Genomic DNA, 11,226 nt, shown 5'->3' on the forward strand with positions numbered 1-11,226 from the left:
GACGCGTCCGTGGTGACGCTGGAGAGCGCCGACGCCAAGATCGCCGTGGCGCAGGCCGAGGCAGCACTTGCCCAGGCCGAGGCGCAGCTTGCCGACCTGCAAGTCGGCAAGCGCCCGGAAGAGATCGCCGTGCTCAAGGCGCAAGTCGACATGGCCAGGGCGCAGGCCGCCGACGCCAAGCGCCGCTATGATCGCGCCAGCGATCTCTACAAGCGCGGCACCGGCACCCAGGCCGACTACGACACGGCGTCGGCCGCGCTGGAGACAGCCAACGCGCAGCTCGGCCAGGCCGAGGCCAACCTCGCCGTCGGCGGACTGCCGGCGCGGCCCGAGACGATCAAGGCCGCCGACAACCAGGTCAAGCAGGCGCAGTCGGCGCTGGAACAGGCTCAGTGGCGGCTGTCGAAACGCGTGCTGACGGCGCCCTCGCCCGGCCGCGTCAACGACGTGATCCGCAATCCGGGCGACACCGCCGGCCCGACCGCTCCGGTCGTCTCCCTGCTGCCGGACGGTGCCGTGAAGCTGAGCGTCTATGTGCCGGAAAGCGCCTTCTCATCGGTCAAGGTCGGCGCGCTGCTCAGCGTTCATTGCGACGGCTGCGGGCCCGAGCTGAAAGCGCGCGTCAGCTATGTGTCGCCGGACCCGGAGTTCACGCCGCCGGTGATCTATTCGCTGGAGAACCGGCAGAAGCTGGTCTTCCTGGTCGAGGCGCGGCCCGAGGGCGATGCCGGCCCGCTGCAGCCCGGGCAGATCGTCGACGTCGACCTGGCGGATGCCGGAAAATGAACGTCATCGACGTCCATGGCCTGGTCAAGCGCTTCGGCAACAAGACCGTCGTCGACCATGTGACGATGACGGTGGCCGAAGGCGAGATCGTCGGCTTTCTCGGGCCGAACGGCTCCGGCAAGACGACGACCATCCGCATCATGTGCGGGCTGCTGACGCCGGACGAGGGCGAGGGCACGGTGCTCGGCTTCGACATCCGCACCGACTCGCTCAGCATCAAGCGCGAAGTCGGCTACATGACGCAGAAATTCTCGTTCTACGAAGATCTGACGATCGGCGAGAACCTCGAATTCGTGGCGCGGCTCTATCAACTGAGACCGGTCGAGGAGCATGTGGCGCGGACGCTGGAGGAGCTTGGCCTGACGACGCGCCGCAGCCAGCTCGCCGGCACGCTGTCGGGCGGCTGGAAGCAGCGGCTGGCGCTCGCCGCCTGCATCATGCACAAGCCGAAGCTGCTCCTGCTCGACGAGCCGACGGCCGGCGTCGATCCCAAGGCGAGGCGCGAATTCTGGGACGAGATCCACCGGCTGGCGAGCGGCGGCCTGACCGTGCTGGTCTCGACCCATTACATGGACGAAGCCGAGCGCTGCCACCGCATCAGCTACATCTCCTACGGCAAGATGCTGGCCACCGGCACGGTGGAAGAGGTGGTGAAGAATGCCGGGCTCACCACCTTCGTGGTGCAGGGTCCGCGTCTCGACCAGGTCGCGGAGGCGCTGCAGGGCCGCGCCGGCGTCGACCAGGTGGCGCCGTTCGGCGCGACGCTGCATGTCGTCGGCTCCGACAAACAGGCGCTCAAGGCGGCGCTCGCCGATGTCGAGAAGCAGCACAAGGGCGTGACGGTGACGCCGGGCGAAACCAGCCTCGAGGACGTGTTCATCCAGTTCATGGCCGGCTCGAAGGACAATATGGGATGAAAAACAGGATGAGCGCCCTGTTCTCCTTCGCCAGGCTCGGCGCGCTGCTGATCAAGGAGTTCATCCAGATGCGGCGCGACCGCATCACCTTCGCCATGATGCTGGGCGTGCCGCTGATGCAGCTGGTGCTGTTCGGCTATGCCATCAACAACGATCCGAAGAGCCTGCCGGCGGCGCTGGTGGCGACGAGCAGCGATCCCTACACGCGGGCCATGGTCTCGGCGCTGCAGACCACCGGCTACTACCGCTTCGACCATGTCGCGCAAAGTGCCGCCGAGGCCGAGTTCCTGATGTCGCGCGGCGACGTCGCCTTCGTCGTCACCATTCCCGCCGATTTCGCCCGCCGCGTCGAGCGCGGCGACAGTCCGCAGATCCTGATCGAAGCCGACGCCACCGACCCGGCGGTGGCGAGCGGCGCCATCTCGACGCTGGGCACGGTCGCCAACCAGGCGCTGCTTCGGGCGCGCGGCATGCAGGAGGCGGCGGCGGAAACCGCCAAGGGCCAGCTCGAAGTGGTGGTGCACCGGCGCTACAATCCCGAGGGCATCTCGCAATACAACATCGTGCCCGGCCTGCTCGGCGTCATCCTGCAGATGACGATGGTGATGATGACGTCGATCGCGCTGACGCGCGAGACCGAGCGCGGCACGATGGAGAACCTGCTCGCCATGCCCTCCAGCCCGCTCGAGATCATGATGGGCAAGGTGCTGCCCTATCTGGTGGTCGGCGCCGTGCAGGTGGTGGTGGTGCTGGCGGCGGCGAAGCTCTTGTTCACCATCCCGTTCACCGGCTCGATCTCGCTGCTGTTGACCGCCGTGCTGATCTTCGTGCTGGCGCTGGTGCTGCTCGGCTACACCATCTCGACCATCGCCCGCACGCAGATGCAGGCGCTGCAGCTGACCTTCTTCTTCTTCCTGCCCTCGATCATGCTGTCGGGCTTCATGTTCCCCTATCGCGGCATGCCGGGCTGGGCGCAGCTGTTCGGCGAGATCCTGCCGCTGACGCATTTCCTGCGCATCATCCGCGCGGTGATGCTGAAGGGCGCCGAGCTGCCGGCGGTGGCGACCGAGATCGGCTGGCTGGTGCTGTTCGTGGCGCTGTTCGCCGGCGTGGCGCTGGTGCGGTTCAGGCGGACGCTGGACTAGGTCCAGCAAGGCATGGGCTCCGTACGCTGTCGCGGCTGTGCCGGACTGCCCGAATGCGATAGAGTGGGGGTTCCTGTATCATCAGAGCTGGTCCGATGAGGGTCGTCGATACGGCAGAGGTCATCTTTCTCGTCGACAACGCGACGGACAGCCTGTCGTCGAGCCCCGGCTTCGTCGAGACCGAGTTCGCCCGCCTTCGCCGTCGCGGCATGCCATGGCTGTCCGGCAAATGCCTGTGCTGCGCCGCGCATGGGCTTTCCTGCCTGATCACCGTCCGGACGGCATCGGCCAACCGCACGCTGCTGTTCGACACCGGGCCCGAGGAATGGGCGTTCGAGCGCAACGCGGTCAGGCTCGGCGTCGATCTCGGGCAGGTTGGGGCGGTAATGCTGTCGCATGGGCACTGGGATCACGCGGGCGCAATGCCGCGCGCCCTGCAGATGATCACGATGGGCAATGGCGGGCGGCCCGTCCCGACCTACATGCATCCCGACATGTTCGCCTTGCGGGCGACCAAATCCGCCGATGGGCAGTTTCGGCCGATGGAACTGGTGCCGAGCGTGGAGGTCCTGTCCGGGAGCGGCGCCGATGTCATCGTCACCCGCGACGAGCAGTTGCTTCTTGACGAGACGTTCTATGTCAGCGGCGAGATCCCACGCGTGACCCGGTTCGAGCGCGGCTTTCCTGGCCAGTATCGCCAGACCGCCGCAGGCAACTGGGAACCGGACGAAGTGATGCCGGACGAGCGCTATTTGGCAATCAACGTGGCCGGCAAGGGGCAAATCGTCTTCACCGCCTGCTCGCACGCCGGCCTGATCAACGTCCTGACCCACGCCCGGGCTCGGTTTCCGGAAATTCCGCCCTACGGCGTGTTCGGCGGCTTCCACCTCTCGGGGGTGACCGAGCCGATCATCCCCGAGACGGTCGAAGCGCTGGCCCAGTTCGACCTGCAGCTGATATCGCCCGGGCATTGCACGGGCTGGCGCGCCGTGAGCGCGCTCGCGGCCGCCTATGGCGAGACGGTCGCTCCATCCGTGGTCGGCAAGACGTTTTTGCTTTGACGGCTCCATCGAACGACCCAGGCGTCCAATGCCGGCAGCCCCCTAAGCCGCCGCCATGATCTCCGCATAAGTGCCGAAATCGACATTGCCTCCGGAGAGCACGACAGCGACGCATTTGCCTGCGAGATCGATCTCGCCGGACGAGAGCGCGGCGAGACCCACGCAGCCGCCGGGCTCGACCACCAGCTTCAGGAACGCCATGGCGTCGCGCATTGCCTGCGCCGTCGCCTTGTCGGACACGGCGACGGCGCCGGCGAGGTTCTTGCGGTTGATCTCGAAGGTGATGGCGCCGGGCTCGGCGGTGAGGATGGCGTCGCAGATCGAGGTGTGGCCGGGCTCGTTGGCGACCCTCTCGCCCCTGGCCAGCGAACGGCGGGTGTCGTCGAAATGTTCCGGCTCGGCGGCCCACACGCCGGTGCCGGGCGAAGCATCCTTGACGGCAACGGAAATGCCGCTCGACAGGCCGCCGCCGCCACAGGGAATGACGACCGCGTCGAGGCTGACGCCGAGAGCCCTGGCCTGAGCCATCAGCTCGAGGCCGATCGTGCCCTGGCCGGCAATGATGGCCGGATCGTCGAAGGGAGGAACCAGCGCCATGCCCTTGTCAAGCCAGGGACGAACCACCGTCATGCGGTCATCGCGAAAGCGGTCGAACGGAACCACCTCGGCGCCCATCTTGCGGACATTGCCGATCTTCATCGCCGGCGCGTCGGCCGGCATGGCTATGACCGCCTTGACGCCGAACATCGCGGCGGAAGCGGCGACGCCCTGCGCGTGATTGCCCGAGGAGAAGGCGACGACGCCGCGACCGCGCTCCGCCTCGCCCAGCGACGACAGTTTGTTGTAGGCGCCGCGGAATTTGAACGAGCCGGTGCGCTGCAGCGTCTCCGGCTTGAACAGGATGCGGCCGCCGAAGCGCTTGTTGAGCTCCGGCGATTCGATCAGCGGCGTCTCGACGATCAAGCCGGAGAGGCGCGTGGCGGCGTTGCGGATATCGGCGATGCCGGGAGGGACGGTCATGGGCGCGGCCTTGAGCAAACAGATCGCTCATGGTGCACGGAAAAGGCCGCGGCGCGCCAACGAAAAAATGTGATGGTTACAAGGTTGGCGGATCATAGCTGCCGTTGGCGCCGCCCCTCACCTGCCTGCCGGTGTCCTCTCCCCGTATGGTGACGGGGAGAGGGTGCTATCATCGCGGCTTTCGCCGATCACCAACGTTGCAAGAATGGCGCAGAGGCTACGGCCAGCCCTTTCTCCCCGTCACTATACGGGGAGAAATGCCCGGCAGGGCAGAGGGGCGGCGCCGAGGGTGGCAAGTGGCCGCCTCTCACCCCAACAGCGTCCTTTGCCTCTTGCTGCCGCCGAGCTTGCGCCAGGCGTTGAAACGGTGGGTGGCGGCGGCGAACGAGATCTTCATCTGCTGGGCGACCGAATAGCGCGACTTGCCGTCGTCGAACATGCGGTAGCAGCACTCGACGCCCTCTTCCGTCAGCTTGCCGTCGGGAGCCTTGTTGTGCGGATTGGCGGGATCGAATTTCTCGACCTGCTGCTCGACCAGGCCTTTCAGGCGCTGCAGGTCGGCCTCGATGCTAGCGATGAGATCGAGGACGGGTTTCGGATCAAAGGCGTGCGCATGCTCTTTCGGCGACATCCGGGAATTCCTTTCTTTCGGCTTAGGTTCGGTTATATAGGTGAACGTTCGGCAACAATGAAGGCCTCACCGGATCAACAAATTTTGTTCCCGCGGGCGATGCGCGATTGACCGGCAACGGGTCAAACCCTAGTTTAGAATAATTCTAATCTAGAGTGACATGCTCATGCTTTCACGTGTTTTCGGCTTCGGCCGTCGTTCCTTCGATTCGCTCTCCGAGCAGGAGATCCTGGCGCTGGCCATATCGTCGGAGGAGGATGACGGGCGCATCTACCGCGCCTATGCCGACGGGCTGGCGGAAGATTTTCCGCAATCGGCCAAGGTGTTCGAGGCGATGGCGGAGGAAGAGGACGGCCACCGCGATTCGCTGATCGAGCTCTACCGCAAGCGTTTCGGCGAGCGCATTCCGCTGATCCGGCGCGAGCATGTCAGGGGCTATTACGAGCGCAAGCCCGACTGGCTGGTCAGGCCGCTCGGCATCGAGACCGTGCGCCGGCAGGCCGAGGCGATGGAACAGCAGGCCTACCGCTTCTATGTCGAGGCCGCCAAGCGCACCACCGATGCCTCGACCCGCAAACTGCTCGACGAACTGGCGGTGGCCGAGCAGGGCCATGAGAGCTCGGCGCATCAACTGGAACAGGAGCATGTCCCGGGCGAGATCAAGATCGAGGAGGCGACGGCCGAGCAGCGGCAGTTCATCCTCACCTATGTGCAGCCGGGACTGGCCGGGCTGATGGACGGATCGGTGTCGACGCTGGCGCCGATCTTCGCCGCTGCCTTCGCCACGCACGACACATTCCAGACCTTCCTGGTCGGGCTTGCCGCCTCGATCGGCGCCGGCATCTCGATGGGCTTCACCGAGGTCGCGTCCGACGACGGCAAGCTGTCCGGCCGCGGCTCGCCGATCAAACGCGGGCTGACCGTCGGCATCATGACGACGCTCGGCGGTCTCGGCCACGCGCTGCCCTATCTCATCCCGTTCTTCTGGACGGCGACGGCGGTCGCCGCCGTGGTGGTGTTCTTCGAACTGTGGGCGATCGCCTTCGTGCAGAACCGCTACATGCAGACACCGTTCTGGCGCGCCGCCTTCCAGGTGGTGCTGGGCGGCGCGCTGGTGTTCACGGCCGGCGTGCTGATCGGGAATGCTTAGAGCCATCCGTCGCCTTCGGCGACACCTTCTCCCACAAGGAGAAGGGGAGTTTCACCCATTCGCCGCCCTGCTATCCGCCGGCGCCTCGGCCCTCTCCGTCAGGCCGTAGTCGCGCACGACGTGGGCGATGCGCAGACGGTAGCCGGCAAAGATTCCGCCACGGCCGGCCTGCTGCGCCTGCCGGTGCTCCTCGGTGTTGCGCCAGGCCTTCACCGCCTCCTCGTCGCGCCAGAAGGACAGCGACAGCACGCGGTTCGGATCGGCAAGGCTCTGGAAGCGCTCGATCGAGATGAATCCGTCGATGCCGTCGAGCAGGGGCCGGAGCTCGGCGGCGATGCCGAGATAGGCCTCGCGCCGGCCCGCCGCCGGCTCGACCTCGAAGATGACGGCGATCATGCCTCTATCCCTTCCTTGACCGTGACGTCGGTCCGGAACAATTGCCGCGGTCCGTGCGGGCCCGACACCAGCTTCAGGAAGATGCGGTCCTCCTTGAGAATGAACTTCTCGCGCCGGGCGAACTCGTAGTTCGCCTTGCCGGCCGGGTCGGCGGCAAGCCGGGCGCGGTAGGCCTCGTAGGCCGCGAGATTGTCGATGTTGTAGGCGGCAAAGGCCGTGGTCGCCGACCCCTCGTGCGGCGCGAAGTAGCCGATGAGGTCGGCGCCGCAGCGCGGGATGGCCTGGCCCCAGGCACGCGCATAGTCCTCGAAGGCCGCCTTGCCGAACGGATCGATCTCGTAGCGGATGAAGCAGGTGATGGTCATGGCGGTCTCCTCATCAGGTTGATTTTTCGGCGACGACAGTTCGAGCGCGGTCGAAACATCGCTTCCGTCGGCATGCTAGTCAGCTTCATGTCAGGAGTGGGCGCCTCAATGGTCGTCCGCTCCTTGAACTGAACCGACAATAGTGATTTCCTCGCAGGAATGCTTCGACAAGGATCGAACTATGCGTGAAGGACCCGATATCGCCCGCATCGCCAGCCTGGTCGGCGATCCGGCCCGCGCCAACATGCTCACCGCGCTGATGGGCGGCACGGCGTTGACCGCCTCCGAGCTGGCGCTGGAGGCCGGCGTGTCGCTGCCCACCGCCTCCTCGCATCTGTCGAAGCTGATGGAGGGCGGACTGCTGAGCTTGGCCAGCCAGGGACGGCATCGCTATTACGGGCTCGCCGGGCCGCAAGTCGCCGGCATGATCGAGGCGATCATCGGCGTCGCCGAAGCGGTCGGCCCGAAGCGCGTGCGGCCGGGGCCACGAGACGCGGCGATGCGGGTGGCGCGGGTCTGCTACGACCATCTCGCCGGCGAGCAGGCGGTGGCGATGCTCGACCGCCTGATCGACAGGGAGGTGTTGCTGCGCGACGACAGCGAGATCAGGCTTGGCCCGGCGGCGGCCTCGCATTTTTCCGCGCTCGGCATCGATGTCGAGGCCAAGGCCAGGCGGCCGGTGTGCCGTGCCTGCCTCGACTGGAGCGTCAGGCGCTCGCACCTCGCGGGCACGCTGGGCGCCGCAATCCTCGACAAGATCATCGCCGAGAAATGGGCGCGGCGCGAAAAGGGCAGCCGCGCGGTGGTATTCTCGCCGGCGGGAAAGCGGGAATTCGAGAACGTGTTTCTGGCGTAGGCTGCTGGTCTTGGCGATAGCGTGCATGGCAGCTTGGCGCGTGCATTGTCTAATGTAGCGCTGGTCGACCCCCACTCCGTCTCGGCTTCGCCGAGCCACCTCTCCCCCGATCGACGGGGTAGAGGAAAGACGCCAGGCTCTTTTGCCGCCAACGCTCGTCCAGCAATGCTCCCTTCCTTTCCCTCCGGAGGGGGGAAAGGTGGCGCTGCGAAGCAGCGACGGATTGGGGGAACCACGTGGCAATCAAACCTCGGCCCTGATCAGTCGCGCCAGTCACAGAAGATGTGTGCATAGCGTAACATGCCCGGCGGGACAGAGGGGCGAAGGATCACGACGCTCGTTGCGCCAGCTAGCTCCGCTTCAAAACCTTGCCCAGCTTGAAGAAATCCTTCCATGGATCGGCCTTCTTCAACTGCTCCAGCGTGGTGGAATCGCCGAGCGGGAAGGCGTTGGGCGCCAGCCCCTTCTCGAGTTCCGGCCAGGTCACCGGCATCGACACGGTGGCGCCCTTCTTGGCGCGCGACGAGTAAGGCGCGACCGTGGTCGAGCCGCGGCCGTTGCGCAGATAGTCGACGAAGATCCTGCCGGTGCGCGCCTTCTTCGACAGCGTCGCGGTGTAGCGGTCGGGCGAAGCCTGCTCCAGCGCGCGGGCGAAATCATGGGCGAAGTCCTTGACCTCGTCCCAATCCGCCGACGGCTTCAGCGGCACCAGCACGTGATAGCCCTTGCCGCCGGAGGTCTTGACCAGATTGGGGAGCGAAAGCTCGTCCAGCTTGCCCCGGATGTCGAGCGCCGCCTCGCGCACCGCCTTGACGTCGACGCCCTCATCGGGATCGAGGTCGAAAATGATCTGGTCGGGCTTTTCCAGCGCATCGATCGTGCAGCCCCAGATATGCACCTCGACGACACCGTACTGGACCAGCGCGGCAATGCCGTCGAAATCCTTGATGTAGAGGATCTCCTCGCCATCGGTCGGATCCTTCATCCTGGCGATCTTGTCGCTCATGCCGGGCGAGGCGTGTTTCTGGAAGAAGCGCTGGCCGCCGATTCCGTCCGGCGCCCGCACCAGGCTGAGCGGCCGGTTGACGACGAATTGTTCCATGCGCGGCCAGACCAGCGCGTAATGGTCGAGCAGATCCTGCTTGGAGACCTTCTCGTCGGGCCATAAGAGCTTCTCCGGGTGGGAGAGCTTCACCGAGGTCTTGGCTGACGCAGCGTTTGGCGCCGCCTTCGTCTCGGTCGCGCCCTTGCCGGCGGCCTTACTGGGCTTCTCCTGCACGACTTCCTCCGCCGGCTTGTCTTCGCGCAGCCCCTGGAACGAGGCGTGACGTATTATACGGTCCGAGGTCCAGCTGCGGAACTCCACTTCGCCGACAAGATCGGGCTCGACCCAGACCAGCCCCTTGCCCTTCGGCACGGCGGCGGAGAAGGGCGACGTTTTTGCGGTGAGTCCGTCGAGTCTTTTCTTGAGGTCGGCGGCCATCTTGCCGGAAAAGCCGGTGCCGACGCGGCCGGCATAGTGCAGCTTGCCGCCCTCATGATAGCCGACCAGCAGCGAGCGCAGGCCGCGCCCGGTCTTGTCCGAGGGCAGGTAGCCGCCGATGACGAATTCCTGCCGCAGCGTGCATTTCGACTTCACCCAGCTGAGACCGCGGCCGCTGCGGTAAGGCGCGTCGGCGCGTTTGGAAACCACGCCTTCGAGACCCATGCGGCAGACATGCTGCAGCATGACCTTGCCCGGCTCGTGGAAATGGTCGCTGAAGCGCAGCGCCGAATCCTGCGGCTGCTCGCCGAGCAGTTCCGCCAGCGCCTGCTTGCGCTCGACCAGCGGCTCGCGGCGCAGGTCCTTGCCGTCGAGGCGCATCAGGTCGAAGGCGTAGTAGACGAAGCGATCGGCGCGGCGGGCCGAGAGATCGGCCTGCAGCAGGGCGAAGGACGACACGCCGCTGTCGGCCAAAACGATGATCTCGCCATCGATGATGGCGTCGCGGCATTTGAGGCCGGCAAGCGCGGCGGTGACCGGACCGTCGAATTTTGAGGTCCAGTCGAGGCCGGCGCGGGTCAGCAGCCTCATTTCGCTGCCGGCGATCTGCGCCTGCATGCGATAGCCGTCGAATTTCACCTCGTGCAGCCAGTCGTCGCCGGAAGGTGCATCCTTCTCCAGCGTGGCGAGCTGCGGCTCGATGAACTCCAGCCGCTTGGCAGGCCCGGCTCTTGCCTTGCCGGCTGCTGCCGGCTTGTTGGAGTGCCAGACTTTCGGCTTCGCGCCCTTGGCCGTCTTGCCCTCGCCGACCTCCTCGATCGTCAGGCCGGATTTCACCGATTTCGGCTCCTGCTTCAGGATGTCCTCGCCGGGACGCGCGGCGGCATCGTCGGACTTGATCAGCAGCCAGTTGTCGCGCTTTTCGCCGGAGCGCGGCTTCAGCCGCACGAGATGCCAGCGGCCATGCAATTTGTGGCCTTCCAGCTCGAAGCCGATATGGCCCTTCTTCATCGCTTTGGCCGGATCGCCTTCCGGAATCCATTTGCCCTCGTCCCAGACGATCACCGAGCCGCCGCCATACTCGCCCTTGGGGATGGTGCCTTCGAACGGCGCGTAGTCGATCGGGTGGTCCTCGACATGCACGGCCAGCCGCTTCTCGTGCGGATCGAGGCTCGGGCCGCGCGTCACCGCCCAGCTCCACAGCACGCCGTCATGCTCGAGGCGCAGGTCGTAGTGCAGCCTGGTCGCGGCATGCTTGTGGATGACGAAGATGCCGGCGGCTTTCTTGCCGCTCCGCGACAGCTTGCCGGCCGGCTCGGCGGTCTTCCTGAAATCGCGCTTGGCCCGATACTGCTCGAGGCTGGCCATGGCTGCGGCCTCCTATGCCGATTTGCGCCGCGGAGCGGAGGCCTTGCC

11 protein-coding genes are annotated in these 11,226 nt (G+C 66.0%); 6 read left to right on the forward strand and 5 right to left on the reverse strand.

The annotated features are described in order from the left end of the window. The 4 genes from EN780_RS17655 to EN780_RS17670 form a co-directional block, all read left to right on the forward strand. Positions 1–786 (forward strand): HlyD family efflux transporter periplasmic adaptor subunit (locus EN780_RS17655; RefSeq protein ID WP_128274848.1); only part of this gene is annotated, 786 nt, incomplete at its 5' end. After that, a complete protein-coding gene (locus tag EN780_RS17660; protein ID WP_127309579.1) occupies positions 783–1,703 on the forward strand; it encodes an ABC transporter ATP-binding protein in 921 nt (306 codons plus the stop codon). The genes EN780_RS17655 and EN780_RS17660, both read left to right, overlap by 4 nt. Before the next feature lie 8 nt (positions 1,704–1,711). After that, on the forward strand, positions 1,712–2,848 hold the full coding sequence (locus EN780_RS17665) for an ABC transporter permease (protein WP_127285449.1): 1,137 nt from the start codon (positions 1,712–1,714) through the stop codon (positions 2,846–2,848). 95 nt (positions 2,849–2,943) lie between these two features. Next, positions 2,944–3,909: an MBL fold metallo-hydrolase gene (locus tag EN780_RS17670; protein WP_127392236.1), complete on the forward strand. Its 966-nt coding sequence runs from the start codon at positions 2,944–2,946 to the stop codon at positions 3,907–3,909. 42 nt (positions 3,910–3,951) lie between these two features. Here the strand turns inward: EN780_RS17670 and EN780_RS17675 are convergent, their stop codons facing one another. Together EN780_RS17675 and EN780_RS17685 are read right to left on the reverse strand one after the other, a co-directional pair. Next, positions 3,952–4,929, reverse strand: a complete 978-nt coding sequence (locus EN780_RS17675) for a threonine/serine dehydratase (RefSeq protein ID WP_127392235.1) — start codon at positions 4,927–4,929, stop codon at positions 3,952–3,954. Positions 4,930–5,236: 307 nt separating this feature from the next. Beyond that, entirely contained in the window at positions 5,237–5,560 is a 324-nt protein-coding gene (locus tag EN780_RS17685) for a hypothetical protein (RefSeq protein ID WP_127285440.1), read from the reverse strand. A 166-nt stretch (positions 5,561–5,726) separates the two neighbouring features. Here EN780_RS17685 and mbfA point away from each other — a divergent pair, with 166 nt between their 5' ends. After that, entirely contained in the window at positions 5,727–6,710 is a 984-nt protein-coding gene (gene mbfA, locus EN780_RS17690) for an iron exporter MbfA (RefSeq protein WP_127309583.1), read from the forward strand. Between the two features lie 51 nt (positions 6,711–6,761). Here mbfA and EN780_RS17695 read toward each other — a convergent pair whose 3' ends face one another. Together EN780_RS17695 and EN780_RS17700 are read right to left on the reverse strand one after the other, a co-directional pair. Then, positions 6,762–7,106, reverse strand: a complete 345-nt coding sequence (locus EN780_RS17695; protein WP_128274849.1) for an antibiotic biosynthesis monooxygenase — start codon at positions 7,104–7,106, stop codon at positions 6,762–6,764. After that, positions 7,103–7,471, reverse strand: a complete 369-nt coding sequence (locus EN780_RS17700) for an NIPSNAP family protein (protein WP_127392232.1) — start codon at positions 7,469–7,471, stop codon at positions 7,103–7,105. Before EN780_RS17700 ends, EN780_RS17695 begins: the two co-directional genes overlap by 4 nt. Positions 7,472–7,652: 181 nt before the next feature. Here EN780_RS17700 and EN780_RS17705 point away from each other — a divergent pair, with 181 nt between their 5' ends. After that, positions 7,653–8,327 carry a winged helix-turn-helix domain-containing protein gene (locus EN780_RS17705; RefSeq protein WP_127392231.1) on the forward strand — a complete coding sequence of 225 codons (675 nt, stop codon included), beginning with the start codon at positions 7,653–7,655 and terminating at the stop codon, positions 8,325–8,327. 349 nt (positions 8,328–8,676) lie between these two features. Here the strand turns inward: EN780_RS17705 and ligD are convergent, their stop codons facing one another. Continuing rightward, positions 8,677–11,178: a DNA ligase D gene (gene ligD / locus EN780_RS17710; RefSeq protein ID WP_127392230.1), complete on the reverse strand. Its 2,502-nt coding sequence runs from the start codon at positions 11,176–11,178 to the stop codon at positions 8,677–8,679. Between the last annotated feature and the right edge of the window lie 48 nt (positions 11,179–11,226).

The organism is Mesorhizobium sp. M4B.F.Ca.ET.089.01.1.1 (assembly GCF_004022605.1).
In the GTDB taxonomy this organism is placed as follows: Bacteria; Pseudomonadota; Alphaproteobacteria; order Rhizobiales; family Rhizobiaceae; genus Mesorhizobium; species Mesorhizobium abyssinicae.